Genomic DNA, 19,754 nt, shown 5'->3' on the forward strand with positions numbered 1-19,754 from the left:
TGAGCATGACTCAAGGCATTGGTAAATTGCTGGTCGCCAACCGTGGCGAGATCGCCGTGCGCATCATCCGTGCCGCAAAAGCGCTGGGCATCCCCACCGTGGCGGCGTGCAGCGAAGCAGACGTGGATTCCCAGGCCGCGCGCATGGCCGATGAAGTACATATCCTCGGCCCGGCCCGCGCCGACAAGAGCTACCTCAATGTCGAGGCCTTGCTCGGTGCCCTGAAGGCCACCGGGGCCGACGCGGTCCACCCTGGCTACGGCTTTCTTTCGGAAAACGCCGAGTTCGCCGAGGCGGTGCTGGCCGCCGGGGCGATCTTCGTCGGACCGTCCCCCGAGACCATCCGGCGCATGGGCGACAAGGCCGAAGCCCGGCGCACCGCGCAAGCCGAGGGCGTGCCAGTGGTGCCCGGCTCCCCCGGTGAACTGTTCGATGTGCAAGCGGCGCTCAAGGCCGCCGAATCGGTCGGCTTCCCGCTGTTGATCAAGGCCTCGGCTGGCGGCGGTGGACGCGGCATCCGCCTGGCGGAAAACCCGCAGCAGTTGAGCGAAGAGTTCCCCCGCTCCCAGCGCGAAGCCCAGGCCGCCTTCGGCAATGGCGCGGTGTATCTGGAGCGCTTCATCGGCAAGGCCCGGCACATCGAAGTGCAGGTGCTGGGCGACGGCAAGCAGGCGGTGCACCTGTTCGAGCGCGAGTGTTCGCTGCAACGCCGTCGACAGAAGATCTTCGAAGAGGCGCCGTCGCCGGTCCTCGATGCGCAACAGCGCGAGGCCCTGTGTGCGAGTGCCGTGCGCCTGACCGAGGCGCTGGGCTATCAGGGCGCCGGCACCCTTGAGTACCTGTACGACGACGCCACCGGCGAGTTTTTCTTCATCGAAATGAACACGCGGATCCAGGTAGAACATCCGGTCAGCGAGCTGATCACCGGCATCGATCTGGTCCAGGCCATGTTGCGTATTGCGGGCGGCGAGCCACTGGGGCTCAAGCAAAGCGATATCAGGCTCAACGGCGCCGCCCTGCAGATGCGCCTGAATGCCGAAGACCCGGCGCGGGATTTCTTCCCCAGCCCGGGGCTCGTGCAAGCGCTGAACTGGCCGCAAGGCGAGGGCGTGCGGGTCGACAGCCATCTGTATGAAGGCTACCGCGTGCCGCCGTACTATGACTCGCTGCTGGCCAAGCTGATCGTCCATGGCCGTGATCGCAGCGAAGCCTTGGCCCGTGCGCAACTGGCGGTCGAGCAGACCACGCTCAGCGGCATGGCCAGCACCCTGGCCTTGCACGGCGAACTGCTGGAGCAACCCTGGTTGCACAGCGCCGACTTCCACACCGGCACCCTGGAAACCTGGCTGGCCGAGCGCCGCAGCGGAGGTGAAGCATGAGCAGTCCGATTCGCTACAGCTTTGGCGCCGACGAACATCTGTTTGCCGAGGTCAGCGACAGCATGTCCCTTGAAGCCTTCTTCAAGGGCATGGCGGTGACCCGTGCGGTGGAGCGTCTGGCCCTCGATGGCGTGCTCGACGTGTGCCTGGCCAACGCCTCGTTCCAGATCCGTTTCGATCCGGATCGCATCGCGCCGGCCGATCTGCTTGAAGCGGTGAAGGGCGCCGAGGCCGAAGCCGTGGCCGAGCGCACCCTGCACACGCGGATCATCGAGATTCCGGTGCTCTACAACGATCCCTGGACCCACGAAACCCTGATGCGCTTTCGCGACCGCCACCAGGACCCGAGCGCCACGGACCTGGAGTACGCCGCGCGCATCAACGGCCTGGCCGACGTCGAGGCGTTCATCGCCGCCCACAGTGGCGCGCCGTGGTTCGTGTCGATGGTGGGCTTCGTCGCGGGCCTGCCGTTCATGTTCCAGATGGTCGAGCGCGAACGCCAGTTGCAGGTGCCCAAGTACCTGCGGCCGCGTACCGACACACCGAAATTGACCCTGGGCCATGGCGGCTGCTTCGGTTGCATCTACTCGGTGCGTGGCGCCGGTGGCTACCAGATGTTCGGCGTCACCCCGGCGCCGATCTACGACCCGCAGCAGCACCTGGCGTACCTGAAGGAACACATGGTGTTCTTCCGTCCCGGCGACATCGTGCAGTTCAAGCCGATGGACCGCGAAGCCTATGACCACGCTGTCGCCGAGGTCGAAGCCGGGCGCTTCGACCTGCGCATCCGTGCGGTGGAGTTCTCGCTCGATGCGTTCCTTGCCGACCCGGTCGGTTATCCCAAGTCGCTGCAAGAGGTGCTGGCATGATCAAGGTACTCAAACCCGGCCTGGCCACCTCGGTGCAGGACCTCGGCCGCGAAGGCTACTACCACCTGGGCATCCCGCCTTCCGGGGCGCTGGACCAGTACGCCCTGAGCGCCGCCAACCAGCTGGTCGGCAATCCGGCCAATTCGGCGGCGCTGGAGTGCACGTTGCTCGGGCCGGAGCTGGAGTTCCAGGAGGATGCGCTGGTGGCGGTCTGTGGCGCTCAGATGACCCCGAAGGTCGATGGCGTGGACATGCACCAGGACACCGCCTTCGAGGTGAAGGCCGGGCAAGTGCTGCGCTTCGATTTCCCCAAGGCCGGGGCGCGGGCGTATCTGGCAGTGGCCGGCGGTATCGATGTGCCGCTGGTGCTCGGCAGTCGGTCCACCTACGCACTGGGGGCGCTGGGTGGTTTTCAGGGGCGCCGGCTGGCGGCTGGAGATGAACTGCCGGTAGGCGTCGCCAGCGGCAAGGGGCGTGTCGGGGCGAGCCTGCCGATGGCGTTGCGTCAGTCGCTGGGCGGGGAGATCGTCCTGCGGGTGGTGCCGGGGCTGTACTACGAGCGGTTGACTGCGGCGGCGGCGGACAGCTTCTTTGCCGAAGCCTGGACCGTCGGTTCGGAGGCGGATCGCATCGGCTATCGCTTCAAAGGTGGCAGCCCGCTGAGCTTCCAGCCGCGCGAGCAGCCGTTCGGCGCCGGCTCCGATCCGTCGAACATCGTCGACAGCTGCTACCCGATCGGCTCGATCCAGGTGCCGGCCGGGCTCGAGCCCATCGTGCTGCACCGCGATGCGGTGTCTGGCGGCGGCTACGCGATGATCGGCACGGTGATCAGCGCCGACCTCGACCTGATCGGCCAGATGCAACCTAACCAGAAGGCGCGCTTTATCGCTGTGACACTGGACGAGGCGCTGCAAGCCCGGCGTTCCTACAAGAAGAAGCTCGGCTGCCTAAGCACGCTGTTCCCTTCCTGATCTAGGGGTATCTACACATCTTTTCCGAAGATCAGTGATGACCCCGGGGCGCTTGTCGAGAGATCGCATGATGGCCGCCAGGCGCATGCCGATGGATCTCCAGCGTTCTCCAGATCGAGCGCCGCCCGCGCGGCGCATCGCTGGCAAGTCGGACCGCCGAACCGCAGCTCCCACATTTGTTGCAACGCGCCATGGCCTGTGAGATCTCCGCTGCCAGCCTTTGGATGTCCGGCGATATATAGCGGGGAGGCTGTTGGGTACGACGCGGTATCGCGTCGTACTAACAAGGCGATCACTATGGCCTGTCAGGCATAGGTACGTTGCAACAAATGTGGGAGCTGGCTTGCCAGCGATGCGCCGTGCGGACGGCGCTCGATCTTGAGGGCGCTGCAAGAACATCGTCATACACAGCGATGCGCCGCGCGGGCGGCGCTCGATCTAAAGGGCGCTAGAGAAGTCGTGCCAAGCACCTGTCAGCCCTGATGCGATCTACTGACGGGCCTTCTCACCTCAAAAGATGCGTAGATACCCATGCTTCAAGTCATAAGGCAAACCAACGCCGCACTTCGGTGCGGGGGCGGCTGCCCGCGGTTCAACCTCTGACGGGGTCTGCCAGCGTCATTCGTCAGCGCCGAATCGCTTCATCTGTCATGAGAGATTCCCGATGCCGGATCTCGCCCATGAACGAACGCCACCACCTCATCCAGCACCGGCGCCAGCCATCGCATAGGGCAGGCGAATGCTGCAATCAACGTCCCATGGCCCGGCCTGGAGAAATACAGCTCGCGCACGGGCACACCCAGTTCCCGCAAACGCCGGGCCATGCCCCCGGTGTTGCGCTCGGGGTTGACCAGTGTGTCGTCCTTCGCGGCTATCAACAGAGCAGGGGGCGACGTGGCGCTGACGTGGTTGATCGGCTGGGAGTCGGGTGGTGAATTCGGGAAGAAGAAAACCGGTTTCACCTCCGGATTCTCGATGGGCAGGAAGTCGTACGGCCCGGCCAGACCGATCCAGCCGCTGAGCATCGAAGGCTTCATGTTCATCGCGGACAGCCATTTGGGGTCTAGCGCAACCATCGCTGCGTTGTAGCCGCCGGCGCTATGGCCCATCACATAGAGTCGCGCTGGATCGCCGCCGTATTGGCGGATGTGTTCACGGGTCCAGCCCACCGCTCGTGCACTGTCTTCCAGAAAACCCTGATAGTGCACCTGCGGATAAAGCCGATAATCGGCGATCACCGCGACGATACCTCGTGCGGCCAGTGCCTCGCCGACAAAGCTGTAGTCACTGCGTGATCCGCTGTTCCAGCTGCCGCCATAAAAGAACACCACCACTGGTGCGGCGGCTGCGAGATTGGCCGGCGTGTAGACATCCAGCCGGTTCCTCGGGTCGTTGCCGTACTTCAGGTCAGATGCCTTGGTGAAGGTGTCTTCCGGGGTGAGGAGGTTCAGAACCTTCAGAGGTGAACAGCCCAGCAACAGGCCCAACAGCCCCCCGACGACACATAGGCGCAAGGCTATCCGGATCATGGTTGGTTCTCTGTGGCGGTGTGGTTTTAAGACTGCGGGCTTGGGCAGGAATTCAGCGCTGGACTGAGTGCTGCGTACAAGCACATTTTTATGACGCTGTTATTCGCTTTTTCGGGGCGTCCAAGCAGCCCTGGTGAACCCAGTCGAACGTCCGGTCTTGGCCGTCAGCTGGTTGTCGCGACCGGCACCTCTGGGTCGAAAGCTGCCTTTTGCGAGCCAGCAATAACGTGTGGCTAGAAGCGGCCTTGCAGTACTCGTAAAGCAAATCATCAATCTTGTGGCGGTCGATGCTTGTTTGTACTCGTGTACCTCTACTGTTGCTTGCTGTTCAGGTGCTTGAGAGTAACGCTCATCTTCTTGTCGCAGTCTAAAGTTTGGGGGTGGTTTTCGCCAAGTTCTGTCGAAAAAATCGCGCAAGCTATTTTTAAATGCTCATTTGCCATCCGGTAGTTTCGAGAGCGAATTAAAGCCCAGCCTAAATTTCCGTGTGAAATTCCAATATACAGGTGCCCGCTAGGGTAGTGCTGCTCATCTATCTGAAGGGCGCGCTGGAGTGACTGAAGGCCATTATTTATCTGGCCATCGAACGTGTATGCCTGGCCTAAATATGTCCAGCGTCCTCCGAGGTAGGGGTCGTTTATGTCAATATTTTGGGCGATCTCCAATGCGGTTTTGAAGTAAGTGATGGCGGAACCGTATTTTTTATTCGCCAAAAGACGTATGCCAATTTCGTGGCTCAAAGAAGCTAGCTCTTGGTTATTTAGATAATCACCGCTTTTTTGTAATTCGTAGCTTTCGATCATGTTGTCAAGCTCAGTGTCTGCTGACGAAAGGCTTGGAAGCAGAAAGAGGAGAATAACTAAAACTAAACGCATACATTCCCTTATTTACATAACGTTCGGTTAAAAGCAGCGGAGCGCCGTCCCAGAGAGCGATTTAAACCACCCCAAATGTACCTCCTACGCCACGGCTGCTGTGATCCTCTCTGGGAGAGCGACCAAAAAACGCCTTATAGGCACGACTAAACGCCGCCTCGGATTCATAACCCACGGCAAAACCCACATCGCCGATACGGCTGGTCTGCGTGGCCAACATTGTCTTGGCCAGGGTGAGCCGCCATTCGTTCTGATAGCGCAGTGGCGCTCGTCCGACCAGAGCACTGAAACGCTCGCAGAAACTGGAGCGTGACATCCCCGCCAACTTCGCCAGCGCCTCGATGCGCCACTGTTGACGGGGCTGTTCGTGAATCGCCCTGAGCACCCGGGCGATGCGCGCATCGGACAAACCACCCAGCCAACCGGACGCCGCGCCTTGCTGCACCCAGGTGCGCAGAACGCGAATCACCGCGAGGTCAATCAACCGCGACACCATCAAGGCACCGCCCGGCTGTACGTCGTGGGCTTCCAGCAGCATGAAATGCAAAAGCCCTTCGGACCACGGCGCCGCATCGGCCTGCCGGATATGAATCAGCCAGGGCAGGGCGAACAACATCGCGCGGAAGCTGCCGGCATCGAACCAGAAGCGGCAGACCGCGACCGTGGTGGGGCTGTCGCCGGCGCTGAGGCTCAGGTCGTCCAAGGTGTGGGGCAGGAGGAAGACATCGCCAGGTTCAATCAGCGTGGCGGGGTGCTCGTTGCGCTGAATCCGCAACTGGCCGGCTTGCAGCATGCAGACGTGTGCACTGTTGCAGTCGAGCATCAAGCGCTCGCCGGGTTCGACGGTAGCGGAGTAGACGCGGTCGCCGGTCAGGCGCATCTGCGCGAGCACCTGGGACAGCAGGTCGCCGCTGGCGAAACCTTCCAGCTGCATTTCCGGAAGAATGGTCAAGTGTTCCGGTGAATCGGTCATGTAGGACTGGCCGCGTTCCGATCAGATTGGAGCCTCGAGCATAGCCCACCGTCGTGCGTATTCAGAAGCGCGACAAACTATGCCGTTCATCCAATCAGAAGGAAGTTCTCCATGTTCGGAATCTCTGCCCTTGGCTGGGTCCATACGCTGGGTAGCCTGCCGGCCATTCCGCTGGCCGCCTACATGTTCGCGCGCCATGGCCGTATCGTTCCCCGCTCCAGGGCTGGCCTGGCGTACCTGGGATTCATGCTGATGGGGGCTGGCTCGGTGTTCATGATTGCCAGGCAGCCAGTGAGTAATGCGATTGCGCTGCTTACATTGATCATATTGCTGGCCGGCTATGGCGTTGGACGCATCCGCGTGCTGGGACGAGCTGGCGTGTATCTGGAAACCATCCTGCTCAGCGTGACCGCGTTCCTGCTGATGTTGCCCACCGTTTCTGAAGTGTTGCGTCGTGTGCCGGATGGCCATCCCATTGTCACGGACCTGCAGGCGCCGCTGCTGGTCGGCACCCAGCTTGGTCTGTTGCTGGCCCTGGTGCTCGGTGTTACGGCGCAGGTGGTGTATTTGCGCAGGCAGGGTGCGCGGGCGAATTGATAGGAACAGGCAAGGTTGTGATCCGATCCGGCATAGTGCCTGAGCACCCATCGTCCTAGCATGGCCGCACCCTATCTGTTCAGGAGCGCGAACCATGAATGCAGTCAAAACCCTGTTTATCACCGGTGTCAGCAGCGGCTTCGGCCAGGCTCTGGCCCAGGAAGCGTTGGCGGACGGGCATCGGGTGATCGGTACGGTTCGCAGTGAGTCCGCACGGGCGACCTTCGAAGCATTGGTAGCGGAGCGGGCCCACGGGGTGGTGCTCGATGTGACCGACTTCGAGGCCATCGACCCGTTGGTTGCGGCGGTGGAGGCTCAGTACGGTCCGGTGGATGTGCTGGTGAATAACGCCGGCTATGGCCATGAAGGCGTGTTTGAAGAGTCGTCGCTGGAGGAGATGCGTCGGCAGTTCGAGGTGAATGTGTTTGGCGCGGTGGCGGTGACCAAGGCCTTTGTCCCGTATTTCCGCCAGCGGCGGGCGGGGCACATCGTCAATATCACCTCCATGGGCGGGCATATCACCATGCCGGGCATCGCCTATTACTGCGGCAGCAAATTTGCCCTGGAAGGCATCTCCGACACCCTGAGCCAGGAGCTGGCGCCGTTCAATATCTTCGTGACCGCCGTGGCGCCGGGCTCGTTTCGCACCGACTGGGCCGGCCGCTCGATGCAGCGCACGCCGCGCAGCATCAGCGATTACGACGCCACTTTCGACCCGGTGCGCAAGGCCCGCGAGGAAAAAAGCGGCAATCAATTGGGCGACCCGCAGAAAGCCGCCCGCGCCATGCTGACGCTGATCGCCAGCCCCAACCCGCCGGCGCACCTGCTGCTGGGTAGCGATGCCCTGGCCCTGGTGCGTGACAAACTGCAGCGCACGGCCGAGAGTATTGAGCAATGGCAGGCGCTCAGCCGTTCAACCGATGGCTGAGCTGTAGAGAGGGAGAGCAGTGGCTAACAGCAAAGACCCGACCCGCGCGCGCATGGTGCAGTTGATGAGCCAGTTGGCACCGCTGGAGGGTTACAACCTCAGTCCCCTGGACGATGTGCGTTTTCTGCGCTCCAACCGTCCTCTCACGCGCACGCCGGTGCTCTATGAGCCCGGCATCGTCATCCTCTGCCAGGGTCGGAAACGCGGCTACCTGGGGGACGATGTCTACGTCTACGACGCGCAGCATTATCTGGTGGTATCGGTCCCGGTGCCCTTCACCATGGAGACCGATGCCAGTGAAGCCGAGCCGATGCTGGCGGTGTACCTGCGCCTGGACTTCACCCTGGCTGGCGAGCTGATCCAGCAGGTGGACGAGGTGCGCGGATTCTCAACGGCCGAGCCGATGGGCATGTACGCCTCGCCGATGGACGAGCCACTGCGGCAGTCGACCCTGCGTTTTCTTGAAGTGATGAGTGACAGCAGCGATGCGCAGATCCTCGGTCCGGCCCTGCTGCGCGAGCTCTACTACCGCATCCTCAGCGGCGAACAAGGCGGCACGCTGCGTGCGGCCATGGCCCAGCAGGGCCAGTTCGGCAAGGTGACGCGGGCCATTCACCGGATTCACCGCTGCTATCACGAGCCGCTGGACGTGGAAACCCTGGCCCGGGAGGCGCAGATGAGCGTGCCCAATTTTCACCTGCATTTTCGCAAGGTGACCGACAGTTCGCCGATGCAATACCTCAAGTCGACCCGGCTGCATCAGGCGCGGTTGCTGATGTTGCGTAACGATTTGACGGCCGCCAAATCGGCGTTTCTGGTGGGGTATGAAAGTGCTTCGCAATTCAGTCGTGATTTCAAGCGGCTGTTTGGGCGTACGCCGTTGGCGGAGGTTGCGTGGATGAAAAGAGCTTATGCGTTGCCTGCGCCGAAGGCGGTGTCGCCATTTGTGTCGTCGCATTGATGAGCATGGGTATCTAGCGCGAGTCAGGTAGGAGCGTGGCTTGCCCGCGAAGGGCCGCAAAGCGGTCCCAGAACCATCCAGCACGAACTGGCTGGTGAATGGTTTTCTGGATTCAGCGCCTGCTTGACCTCAGAGCTCCAGATGCTCTGGTGTAGCAGGTTTTGGGGCCGCGTTGCGGCCCTTCGCGAGCAAGCTCGCTCCCACAAAGTGTGCGCAATCCTGTGGGAGCGAGCTTGCTCGCGAAGGGCTGCAAAGCAGCCCCAATTTTCCTCAAACCGCCACCGCCTCCGACGCCCTCGACCGCCACGCAAACCCCAACACCATCAACAACCCCAACCCGGCCATTGCCGCCCCCGCCAAGGAAATCGCCGGGAAACCCAGCCCCGCATTGATCACCGCGCCACCCAGAGCCGCGCCAATCGCGTTGCCAAAGTTGAACGCACCAATGTTCACCGCCGAGGCGAGGTTAGGCGCGTCCTTGGCGGCTTCCATGACACGCATCTGCAGCGGCGGCACCAGGGCGAAGCTGGCAATACCCCAGATCAGGATGGCTATGGCGGCCGGCAGCGGCCAGCGCATCAGTACGGTGAACGCCAGCAGCACCAGGATGAGCACACTCAGCGAGATGATCAGGGTGCGGTCGATCGAGCGGTCGGCGGCTTTGCCGCCCCACATGTTGCCCAGTGTCAGCCCTACGCCGAACAGCACCAGCATGGCGGTGATGAAGGCGGGGGAGGCGTGGGTCTCGTTGCTGAGGATCGGTGCGATGTAGGTGAAGACGGTGAACATGGCGCCCGAGCCGACAACGGTCAGGGCCAGCGCGGCCAGCACCGGGGCACGGCCCAGTACCCGGATTTCGGCCATGACACCGCCACTCGCCGGCGCCTTGAGGTCAGGCAGGGCGAACCACAACGCGGCCATGGTCACCACGCCGAGGCCTGTAATGCCCCAGAAGGCAGTGCGCCACCCGAACAGCTCGCCAAACCAGGCGGCCAGTGGCACACCGCCAATTGTTGCGAGGGTGAGGCCCATGAACATGGCCGCTACCGCGCCAGCACGTTTTTCAGGGGCCACCACGCTGGCGGCGACGATGGAGCCGACGCCAAAGAATGCGCCGTGGTTCAGCGAGGTCACCACCCTGGCAATCATCAGGCTGTAGTAGTCGGTCGCCAGCGCGGACATCAGGTTACCCAGGGTGAAAATCGCCATGAGGCCGATCAGCAGATAGCGCCGGGGAATCCTGCCGGTGGTCAGGGTCATCAGTGGCGCGCCAAGCAGTACGCCCAGGGCGTAGGCACTGACCAGCAGGCCCGCGGCGGGAATCGAAACGCCGAGGTCCGCAGCGATGCCCGGCAACATGCCCATGGGGGCGAACTCGGTCACGCCGATGCCAAAGGCACCTATGGCGAGTGCAACAAGGGGTGGATTGATACGCATGAAAGGCTCCTTATCTATGCTGCCAATGCTACGATCCGGAGTTACAAGGCGGTAGATGGCATTTTTGGTAATCACCTTTGCGCAAGAGGCACAAATGGACTTCAACGGCAGATCGGGTGAAATGTTCGTGTTCGCCACCGTGGCGCAGGAAGGCAGCCTGTCGGCCGCCGCGCGTGCGTTGGGGCTCACGCCCTCGGCGGTGAGTCGAATCATCGCCCGTGCCGAACAGCGCCTGGGTACCCGGCTGCTGTTGCGCACCACGCGGGCGATCACCTTCACCGCCGAGGGGGAGGCATTTCTGCGCGGCGCCCGGCGCATCCTGGCCGACATGGATGAGGTCGAGGAAGCCATTGCCGACCAGGGCGTACCCAGGGGGCGATTGCGGGTCAGCGCTGCCCTTGGCCATGGGCGTCTGTCCATCGTTCCCCTGGTTGCGGCCTTCAGCGAGCAGTACCCGAACATCGTCGTCGACCTCACCTTGGGCGATGAAGTGGTCGACATTCTTGGCGGGCAGGCTGATGTGGCTATACGTTTTGGTTACCTGCCTGATAGCCCGCTGAGCGCGCGGAGGATCGGCGACACTGGCCAGGTGGTGGTGGCATCGCCCGTGTACCTGCAGCGCCACGGCACCCCTCAGGAACCGGAAGACCTGCTACGGCACAACTGCCTGCGCTTCAACTTTCGGCGGGCCGAGCCCAACTGGCCGTTTGCGCGCGAGGGTAAGGAGTTCTCTCTCAATGTCAGCGGCAATATCGAGTGCAGCAGTGGTGAAGCGCTGGCCCAATTCGCGCGGGTCGGTGCGGGCATTGCGCGGATCGGGGAGTTCACTGTTAGCGAGGACTTGCGACGGGGGGATCTTGTATCGCTGTTGGACGCGTGGAATCCGGGGGACCGGGAGCCGATTCATGCGGTTTTTGCGGGGGGGCCGGCGATGCCGGCGCGGGTGCGGTTGTTTGTGGATTTTTTGGTGGGGCATCATCGGATGTAGGGGAGGGCGTTGGCTAGTTACACATCATCAGAGGCGGGGTGAGAGGCTGCTTTCGACCCATAGGCGCCCTTCAAGAAGGACAGCAAGCGGCCAATAGCTGCTCTTCACAGGTGGGTAGAAATTACCCGCAGATCACGCTTTAGGCCGCAGTCGGGGCGGTCTCACCACCAAGATTCATATGCTCTGCGACGCCAACGGCGTGCCTTTGCGCTTCCTGCTCTCTGGCGGTCAAGCCAGCGATATCAGTTACGCAGAGCCATTGGTGGATGATGTCTGTATCCCGACTAGCAAACGCGGTCGGCGTCGCAAACACTGCCGCTGGCTTCTGGCCGACACGGGCTACGATGCTAATGCACTGCGACGCTACTGTGACCGATATCGCATGCAACCAGTTATTCCTTTGCGCGCGATGAAGCGCAAACCCAAGCCTGGGTTGCCACGCCTGTTTGATCGCCCCAAATACCGCTAACGGAATGTGATCGAGCGTATGTTCAGCTGGCTGAAAGAGAACCGCCGAATCGTGACTCGCTTCGACAAGCTCGCAAAATTTATGGCGCGATGGTCTCGCTGGCTTGTCTCATGCGATGCCTGCGACACCTGTTTTCAGACAGAACCTAGTAGACCCGGCAGCTGGCAATTTGATACTTTCGAGCTTCTCGGAGCTGGAGATGGACCTTCATGATTTTCTCCTCAATCTTGCGTATTTGCGGTATTACGACATCCTCGCTGGCTGTGCAGCCATGGAAATGAAACCTTATCAGCCGGAACGTGAAGGGGTTTCCATCGTCAAAACCCAACAAGGCAGGTATAGCCTAGAGTCTATTAGTATCTCCAAACCAAGCAACAAGGCTCCAGCAGACGCGCCTCTGTTCTGCGTTACACCGAATGTAGTTGGAATTAAAGCTACTCCGTCATTCTATCCACCCAAGACAAGAATTACCGCTCAAGGTAAGGATCAGGCGGCATTCATTGTTCCTATGACCATGGGTACACCTCTAACTTACGATGTGAGCTTTTTCTTGACTCAAAGCCAGTCGGCTGACCATCACCCCTACGGCTTCGCCGATCTGCAAGCTAGAGAAACATCCGCTTTTAGGAACGAGTGATGCGGGTCAATACGTCGAAAACGCCCATGTCAGAGCATAAAGGATCAGCAGTGAAATTAGAATCTGCTTAGTAATAGATACCTAGAATGTCCGCGCACTCGCTCATAAAGTCTTAGGCGAGCTCTAGGGCAGACAATTAATTTGCGGAGAAAATTATGAGTACTCTTCACCCTACGGTGTATTGTAAAACCTGCTCGTACGGACTGCCTGCCTATGAAATTCGTGGAGGTCAAGTTTACCCAACGGCTTACAATAACCTCAATACGTACGGCTTGCCTGCCTATGAGATACGCGGGGGTGCATTATATCCAACAGTCTATAACGAAATAAACTCCTACGGACTTCCGGCATTTGAAATGCGCAACAATCAACTATACCCAACTATTTATAATGATACCGAAGACTATGGGGTGCCTTCTTTTGATGTCATGGACTAGAGGCAGAAAGAGACGACCTTATCATCGGCGGTACAAAGACGAAAACATCGCAATCAAAGAAGAGCAAAAGTGATGTTCCGATGCCAAAGTTTTGAAAGTCGACGACAAATCAGCTGGCAGAATAGTTGTCTCATTCTATGAATGCTAGGGTTTATGGAGCCACTTTTCCCTATGTCAACTCAATATGCCAAGGTGATAATAAATACGTATTTTCCAAATATTGATTGTGCGCTTCACTGTCGATAGTATCGCAGGGATTGATGGCAAATAATTTTTCGCACGCATTTTTCTTCCATGGGATGGGTTGAATGAGTACTGTAACAATCAAGCGAATAGAGTTAGAAGGGATTCATCAGCGATATGATCTCAAGCTGAGCTTTCATAATAGTTTGAATGTTTTGCATGGGCAGAATGGTACTGGCAAATCAACGCTTATACATATATTGGCTAACGTGGCTAATTGCGATTTTTTTAGATTTGTATATCTAGAGTTCAAGACCGTCACGATTGATTATTCTAGCGATTTATCGATACAGATCTCTCGAAATGAAAATGGAAGCACCTTTCGAATAAAAAACCTAAAGACTTTGTTTGATCCCGGCTTTACGTTTTATTACGAGGAGGCTCTTAAGAGTATCGCTCAATCGAATGATGAAAGATACTCCAGCAAAGAATATGTAAGTGAGCTGCAAGCACGCCTGGCTGTATTCATCGAAAAAACAGGTATTCCTAGAATAAAGGCATCCTACTTCCCTGCGTTTCGGACTATGCTCGAGGCTTGGTCCAGTCAGTTTGAGGAGGAGGCTAGGCGGTATAGCCGAAACGGGGCTCACGCACTCCCTGCTCAGAAAATAACTGCATTTGCTAGAAATCTGTTCGGCGAGTTCCTGCCCGTTATAAATTATCCGTCACCACTAAGCATTGAAAATAATTTACGCGAAGAAATTAGAGATGCGCACTTAAAGATTGCAAGATATGAAAGCTCCGTTTTTTCGGATTCTTTCGTGAAAGTGTTTTCGGCAATTCTTAGTGATGAAGAGGGAACTGCACAGGAGGCAGAAAGGCTGCTCGAAGAGATTTCCGAACTCACGACTGAAACGGCACTTAATAAACTGGCGAATTTAGAGGGGCCTTCGCAAACCTACGTCCAGCTACAGAATTTAGTGGGGAAAAGTCGAGAGTCGAAAGAGCTTGCTAGCTCTGCCACAGGTGCATTAACTGTTTATCGAAATGCACTGAAAGAACGAAGGGATTTTCAGGCGACTATTTTTGCTAAAATTGATAAGTATTTCGATGCTGTAAATGCTTTTTTGGAGCATAAAGAACTTCACTATGTTCCGGATTCCACGCGAAGGATTCCAAAAATTGGATTAAAGTTTAAGGATGGTGCCTGGAGTACCATTAGGGTGATGTCCTCTGGCGAGCGCCAGTTATTAACTATGCTTTATGCGGTAACAAAGATGAGTAGCGATACACTTGTGCTCATTGATGAGCCGGAGTTGTCTCTTCATATCGACTGGCAGGAGGAGCTGTTAGGAAAAATGATGGCGCAGTTGGGAGAGCGTCAAATTATTGTGTGTACTCATTCTCCTTCGATTGCCTCAGACTATCGGGACTATATGATAGAAGTTGTACCTGTGCTTTCTGCATCCCTATCGTCCCAACCTGATGCGGATGATGATGAGGAGATCCTCTGATGGAGCTAAAATATGATATTTCCGAATACATTGCTATGTCGAGGATGAGCTCAAAAATAAGGGTCTTGGTGGAAGGGAAGGACGATAGGGGACATATTTTGAATCTTATGAAGGTATTGGCTCCGAAGGTTAAGCTGAAAGTTGATATTGCTATAGATATATCAGGCGAGTGTCGCGAAACGCGTAACAATAATCGGGCAAAAATAGAAAGGATTCATTTTTTATGCAAGATCGAGAAGAGCCATCGGAAGTTGTTCTTTCTTTGCGATCGTGAGTTTAGAAATTTTGTTATCGACCAAGAGATCGTAGATCATTGTGAGTCTCATGAGGTCGATGGGAATCTATCTTGGACGATGGGGCACTCAATTGAAAATTATTTTTTGAGCCCTTTCATGCTTAGTGAAGGGTTTCGATATCTCAGCGGTTCTGGAAGCAAATCCGCTGCATTGAAGATTTTTTGCGAAATCTTTGATGACGCAATAAAGAAAATTGCCGCTATAACTCTCGCGGCTAGAGAGTTAAACTGCGCAAATTACCCTTCTAATATCGTCAAGTGGGAAGGCATCTCATTGAATGGCAGTTGTGTCGATCTCGGGCTTCGTCGTGAGCCGATGCAAAATGAATTTACAGAGGCTTTTGTTGAGCGATACGAGCAATTCCTGTCCGTAGTAGAAAATACAGATAGTGAAATTTGTGCTCGATTGTGTCGGGGGCACACTGCGGTACTGATATTCCAGCGGTTGTATTCGGCAAGTTTGTATCACGCAGGAAAAGATGAGGATGACGAAGCAGCCAGATACGATGCGAATTTATTTAATAATGTCGCAGAGGTGAATGTGTCTTCAGCACTATCTGAAGCTTGGATTAAAAAGGTATCGGAGGGTCGAACATTTTATCCAAGCCCGCTGGTCGAGTCGGTCATTTCTGCCGTGTGATGTATGCGAGACCAGGCGTCCAGTAACAGGCTTTATTTACTCAGCGGATAACTGATGGCGGAAACTCGACCTACCGATGTTCCTTCAGAATATAAAGGTAAGGAGCGAGTGACTGTTTCTAGCCGAAAGCTGCCCTCTATGAGGGGTAGCTTTGGTTCGGTAGTGGTCATTGGTTCCTAAAGCACAACAATACTTAAACCGCCCAGCACGAACGGTATGTACCTGCGGTTTTTACTCTATATCCAGTTGATTGTATTTATTCAGATATACACGCATGGCAGATCTTGGGCCCGCCAGACGGTCGTTGGGAAAAGACGAGACGAAAAAAACGGGACAAATTTAATTTCTTAATTATGCTTGAAAATAAATATGTCCCCGTTTTGTTGCTAGGTTCTGTCTGAAAACAGGTGTCGCAGACACCGCATGACACAAGCCAGCGAGACCATCGCGCCATAACTTTTTGCGAGCTTGTCGAAGCGAGTCACGATTCGGCGGTTCTCTTTCAGCCAGCCGAACATACGCTCAATCACATTCCGTTGGCGGTATTTGAGGCGATCAAACAGGCGGGGTAACCCAGGCTTGGGTTTGCGCTTCATCGCACGCAGAGGAATGACCGGCTGCATTCGATACCGGTCACAGTAACGGCGTAGTGCATCAGCATCGTAGCCCTTGTCGGCCAGAAGCCAGCGGCAGCGCTTGCGAGGTCGGCCGCGCTTGCTCGTCGGGATGCAGACATCGTCCAGCAATGGCTCTGCGTAGCTGATATCGCTGGCTTGACCGCCAGAAAGCAGGAAGCGCAAAGGCACGCCGTTAGCGTCGCAGAGCATATGAATCTTGGTGGTGAGCCCACCTCGACTGCGGCCTAAAGCGTGATCTGCGGGTTCATCAAGCCCCCTTTTTTACCTGCACCTGATGAGGCGCGGGTGGCCCGAACAGCAGTTGAATCGATTATCCAGGTTTGCAGGTCGATGAGCCCTTGATCATTAAGTTTCAGATGCAATCGCTTGAGCATCTGCTCGAAGGTTCCCCGGTTTCGCCAAAGCCGGAAGCGGTGATAAACCGTTCGCCAAGGGCCAAAGCACTCGGGCATGTCGCGCCAGGGAGCACCGGAGCGCAGCAGCCACAGCACGCCATTGAGCATCAGGCGATCACTTGATCGCGGCCTGCCTCTGGTGTGGGTTGAGGTGAACAGATCTGCGACCAGATTCCATGCTTCATCCGAAAGTTCGTAGCGCTTAGCCATCACTGGATTCCTTTCCATAGATGGCTGAAAACCTTACAAAAATCTCAGCGTTCGCGGCACTGAAGTTCGGTTTCGCTCAATTTCAGACAGAACCTAGTGGCAAGGCTAAGGATTTTAAGATTTTATAACGCTAAGATAAATATATTTACTGGTTTTCATTGATTTTTTAAAGATCAAGTTAGAGAGGTGCTCAGGCCTCTCAAAAGTCGCGGTGAGTCGAGTGAGCAGTGTCGTATCACTGAAAGTGCATTTGTCGGCGGTTTTAGGATTCAATAACAAAAAAGTGCTTCGCTACATGCATGTCGATTTTCAAGGCGAAACTTCTAAGGAATCTGTTTGCAGCGTTCGCCTCATTGAATTCTACGGTCATTGTTTTTCCATGTGCCACATTGTTGCGTAATATTCTATAGGTAGAGAATTGTTCTAGCTCGGCTTCAGTTAATTCAACGCCGAAGCACCACTTGGCTACATATGGGATTTGTGAGGCTTTTAGATCCCTATAGTTGCTGCTGAGCTCCATGATCCCGAAGGTTGCAAATAATTCTGACGGAAAACGAAAGTCTGTATGGTTAAGTTTTGTCGTGTGCTTGTCATATTTTTGCTTGTGGCTGGGCTTTGAGTATTCCCGAAGTTTGTTTGCGGAACTTTTTGCAGGTTCCCTATCGGCAAACAACAAATGATCGCGCTGCCGCATTAGAGATTTCTGTACAAAATCGTCGTGGCCGCCGTGAAAGTCAATAATTTCGGATATCAGAGATTTGAAGTATGCTTCAAAATAACTGAATGAGTTTATGAACATCAATTTACCAAGATTCTTACGGTACTCCGGTATGTAGCCTCTTAGCTGGTCAAAATTTGGGTTGCCTTTGAAGTGATCGGCGTCAGGAAGCTTCGGCGCTTTGCTATGCTCAACTGCTTTGATGTAGGCATTTAGAGATGGCACCGCATGACAACACAGCACGGAAAAATCAATAGTAGATTGAATTTGCTTTTTTAAGACAGAAAAAGATTTTGAATTTGAGATCATAGTGTGGTACTTTCTGAGTTAGGCATTGGTGTAATTGGTAACACACCCCGAGAATATTCTCAATGACCTTTGGTGCAGAGGTCATTGGGAAGGAGGAGTTCCTGGTTCGAGTCCAGGGTGCTTACATTTATGATTGATACCTCCCGCTGTTTTCTTTAGGTAATCATCCATCCTCTCTAGTCGTTAAATCTGCGAAGGAGCAGACGGCTTTAAACCGATCGAAAAACGGGACAGCGAAAAACGAGATAGATTTATTTTTACTAAATGCTTGAAAATAAATCTGTACTCTGCTGAAGAAATGCGAACACCTCGACCAAGAAGGGCTCGACACGCCTTGTGCAATGCGTGAAAGGCACACTGTGACGGGGACGCCTGAGTAAGCGATCTATTAATTTGCTCGCGGGAATACACGCTGTGTTGCTGCGCCCTGAATCAAAACTGCCCAGTATGAACGGCATGTACTTGTGATTCTGGACTCGATTTCCAGTTGATCACATTTATCCAGATGCACTCGCATGGCAGGTTTTGGGACCGTTGTGCGGGTCCTTCGCGACGGCGTGGCGCATCGACAAGCTCGCTCCCACAAAGATCCGCGCCGAGCTGAAGAGCTGCTCCCCGTTTTACTGCATAACATTATCCAGTTTTGACTTTTCTAAATATGCCAAAAAGCTTAGCCCAAAGGGAGTTACATATACGCGACGATACTGAACGCCCGAAACCTTTTCGTTATCTACTAGGCCGTGAATCTGGAGTTTTGGGCTTATATTGAAAAAGATGAACTGATCATAGTCACTCATTCCAATCTTGTTGGTGACGCCTATAACAAGATCTTCCTGAGCTACATCGAAGGCTCTAAGTAATGTTATTTCAACGTCCTCATCCTGTTCTGAAAGTGTTCTGGGTAGGTTGATTTTTGTTTTTTCAAGAATTTCCTTTAGTTTGACGAATTTCTCAGCGGCAGCGTTGGATGGTGGGGGTGTTTTAGCCAGTCGATGCTCGAGCTGGTTAATTTTTTCTTTTAGCTCAGTATTTTCGCCAGATAGCTTATTTATTTCCTCAATTAGAGGCTTAGGATCTGTTATTTCATTTCCAGAAATCCAGCCGGAAAGCTCTCTATTTGCTGAGTAATCCGCCAGGCTTTCGTGCACGCAGAGCTTAATGTCTTTCACGTCTTCGAAGAAAGAGGATATTCGACTGAGAACTTTTTCACGAAATAGCCTTAGTTCCTTTGGGTTTTCTTTCTCTGAATAGCTCGTGCCGTTGGCTCTGATTTTTTTCTCTAATGCTTCATCCTTAATTACAACCGCAAACATAGGTTTGTTCTGAGTCGCCGCGTAATCGAACTCTAGCTCTGTATAACTGACATTAGAAACTGGCTCTACTGCCCCATATCGCCCGCCAAGAATAAGCATGTATACATCAGACTCATCTATCCACGAGTTAATGGTGTCAAGCTGGGAGCGATCGCCAGCTGTAAAAAGCTCCATGCCCGCAGGAATATGCCCAGCCTTTAATATTGCACCAACTGCGGCTTGGCGCTCTTCAATCAAATCAAGATAAGTACTGGAAATAAAGACTTGTAGCTTTCGTTTCATTACGCCACCGAAATTCACGTCCATTGATAGGTGGAAGCTATCTAAAAACGATTTGTATGTCTAACAAATTCGATTTCTGCTTTCATAAACAGGTGGGGCTCGATAAATATCGGATGATTTTTATACAGCTCTCGATCACGCTTCTGTCCGTTTGCTGATCTACGCCGAGGGCAGCTATGGGGCGATGGTGGTCACTGGTTCCTAGGC

At 55.6% G+C, this 19,754-nt stretch carries 17 protein-coding genes and 1 pseudogene; 11 read left to right on the forward strand and 7 right to left on the reverse strand.

The features are described 5' to 3' along the window. The first annotated feature begins 5 nt into the window (after positions 1–5). From AC2CQI_RS03880 to AC2CQI_RS03890, 3 genes are read left to right on the forward strand one after another with little or no spacing between them, the layout of a single operon-like run. Positions 6–1,379 carry an acetyl-CoA carboxylase biotin carboxylase subunit gene (locus AC2CQI_RS03880; RefSeq protein ID WP_484580578.1) on the forward strand — a complete coding sequence of 458 codons (1,374 nt, stop codon included), beginning with the start codon at positions 6–8 and terminating at the stop codon, positions 1,377–1,379. Beyond that, on the forward strand, positions 1,376–2,248 hold the full coding sequence (locus AC2CQI_RS03885; RefSeq protein ID WP_075805304.1) for a 5-oxoprolinase subunit B family protein: 873 nt from the start codon (positions 1,376–1,378) through the stop codon (positions 2,246–2,248). The genes AC2CQI_RS03880 and AC2CQI_RS03885 overlap by 4 nt, the downstream gene beginning before the upstream one ends. Continuing rightward, positions 2,245–3,219, forward strand: coding sequence for a 5-oxoprolinase subunit C family protein (locus AC2CQI_RS03890; RefSeq protein ID WP_484579237.1), 975 nt, complete (start codon positions 2,245–2,247; stop codon positions 3,217–3,219). The genes AC2CQI_RS03885 and AC2CQI_RS03890 overlap by 4 nt, the downstream gene beginning before the upstream one ends. Before the next feature lie 641 nt (positions 3,220–3,860). On the opposite strand, the gene AC2CQI_RS03895 is transcribed toward AC2CQI_RS03890, so the two are convergent. The 3 genes from AC2CQI_RS03895 to AC2CQI_RS03905 all read right to left on the reverse strand — a co-directional run bounded on the left by AC2CQI_RS03895 (position 3,861) and on the right by AC2CQI_RS03905 (position 6,596). Then, on the reverse strand, positions 3,861–4,748 hold the full coding sequence (locus tag AC2CQI_RS03895) for an alpha/beta hydrolase (protein ID WP_484579238.1): 888 nt from the start codon (positions 4,746–4,748) through the stop codon (positions 3,861–3,863). A 311-nt stretch (positions 4,749–5,059) separates the two neighbouring features. Continuing rightward, positions 5,060–5,551, reverse strand: a complete 492-nt coding sequence (locus AC2CQI_RS03900) for a tetratricopeptide repeat protein (protein ID WP_484579239.1) — start codon at positions 5,549–5,551, stop codon at positions 5,060–5,062. A 133-nt stretch (positions 5,552–5,684) separates the two neighbouring features. After that, complete coding sequence (locus tag AC2CQI_RS03905; protein ID WP_484579240.1) at positions 5,685–6,596, reverse strand: AraC family transcriptional regulator; 912 nt, start codon at positions 6,594–6,596, stop codon at positions 5,685–5,687. A gap of 111 nt (positions 6,597–6,707) precedes the next feature. Here AC2CQI_RS03905 and AC2CQI_RS03910 point away from each other — a divergent pair, with 111 nt between their 5' ends. From AC2CQI_RS03910 to AC2CQI_RS03920, 3 genes are all read left to right on the forward strand, one after another. After that, a complete protein-coding gene (locus AC2CQI_RS03910) occupies positions 6,708–7,193 on the forward strand; it encodes a hypothetical protein (protein WP_484579241.1) in 486 nt (161 codons plus the stop codon). Positions 7,194–7,287: 94 nt separating this feature from the next. Continuing rightward, positions 7,288–8,121 (forward strand): oxidoreductase, encoded by an 834-nt coding sequence (locus AC2CQI_RS03915; RefSeq protein WP_484579242.1) that lies wholly within the window; start codon positions 7,288–7,290, stop codon positions 8,119–8,121. Between the two features lie 52 nt (positions 8,122–8,173). Further along, on the forward strand, positions 8,174–9,082 hold the full coding sequence (locus AC2CQI_RS03920) for an AraC family transcriptional regulator (protein ID WP_484580579.1): 909 nt from the start codon (positions 8,174–8,176) through the stop codon (positions 9,080–9,082). 270 nt (positions 9,083–9,352) lie between these two features. Here the strand turns inward: AC2CQI_RS03920 and AC2CQI_RS03925 are convergent, their stop codons facing one another. Further along, the gene (locus AC2CQI_RS03925) at positions 9,353–10,519 is read right to left on the reverse strand and encodes an MFS transporter (RefSeq protein ID WP_484579243.1); all 1,167 of its coding nucleotides are present in this window, start codon (positions 10,517–10,519) and stop codon (positions 9,353–9,355) included. A gap of 94 nt (positions 10,520–10,613) precedes the next feature. Between AC2CQI_RS03925 and AC2CQI_RS03930 the strand changes: the two genes are divergently transcribed. The 5 genes and pseudogenes from AC2CQI_RS03930 to AC2CQI_RS03950 all read left to right on the forward strand — a co-directional run bounded on the left by AC2CQI_RS03930 (position 10,614) and on the right by AC2CQI_RS03950 (position 15,682). Next, complete coding sequence (locus tag AC2CQI_RS03930; RefSeq protein WP_484579244.1) at positions 10,614–11,507, forward strand: LysR family transcriptional regulator; 894 nt, start codon at positions 10,614–10,616, stop codon at positions 11,505–11,507. A gap of 124 nt (positions 11,508–11,631) precedes the next feature. Continuing rightward, a pseudogene (locus AC2CQI_RS03935) lies at positions 11,632–12,125 on the forward strand (IS5 family transposase); the annotation flags it as partial. A gap of 50 nt (positions 12,126–12,175) precedes the next feature. Continuing rightward, the gene (locus tag AC2CQI_RS03940) at positions 12,176–12,613 is read left to right on the forward strand and encodes a hypothetical protein (RefSeq protein WP_484579245.1); all 438 of its coding nucleotides are present in this window, start codon (positions 12,176–12,178) and stop codon (positions 12,611–12,613) included. Between the two features lie 745 nt (positions 12,614–13,358). Continuing rightward, on the forward strand, positions 13,359–14,747 hold the full coding sequence (locus tag AC2CQI_RS03945; RefSeq protein ID WP_484579246.1) for an AAA family ATPase: 1,389 nt from the start codon (positions 13,359–13,361) through the stop codon (positions 14,745–14,747). Beyond that, positions 14,747–15,682 carry a hypothetical protein gene (locus AC2CQI_RS03950; protein WP_484579247.1) on the forward strand — a complete coding sequence of 312 codons (936 nt, stop codon included), beginning with the start codon at positions 14,747–14,749 and terminating at the stop codon, positions 15,680–15,682. The genes AC2CQI_RS03945 and AC2CQI_RS03950 overlap by 1 nt, the downstream gene beginning before the upstream one ends. Before the next feature lie 386 nt (positions 15,683–16,068). Here AC2CQI_RS03950 and AC2CQI_RS03955 read toward each other — a convergent pair. The 3 genes from AC2CQI_RS03955 to AC2CQI_RS03965 form a co-directional block, all read right to left on the reverse strand. Then, a protein-coding gene (locus AC2CQI_RS03955) for an IS5 family transposase (RefSeq protein WP_484579248.1) occupies positions 16,069–16,925 on the reverse strand; the annotation gives its coding sequence in 2 pieces (ribosomal slippage) (positions 16,069–16,571 and positions 16,571–16,925; 858 coding nt in all). 262 nt (positions 16,926–17,187) lie between these two features. Beyond that, positions 17,188–17,952 carry a HEPN domain-containing protein gene (locus tag AC2CQI_RS03960; protein WP_484579249.1) on the reverse strand — a complete coding sequence of 255 codons (765 nt, stop codon included), beginning with the start codon at positions 17,950–17,952 and terminating at the stop codon, positions 17,188–17,190. Positions 17,953–18,572: 620 nt separating this feature from the next. Continuing rightward, positions 18,573–19,547, reverse strand: coding sequence for a DUF4062 domain-containing protein (locus tag AC2CQI_RS03965; protein WP_484579250.1), 975 nt, complete (start codon positions 19,545–19,547; stop codon positions 18,573–18,575). Positions 19,548–19,754: the final 207 nt, after the last annotated feature.

This window comes from Pseudomonas sp. P2S-1 (genome assembly GCF_057197725.1).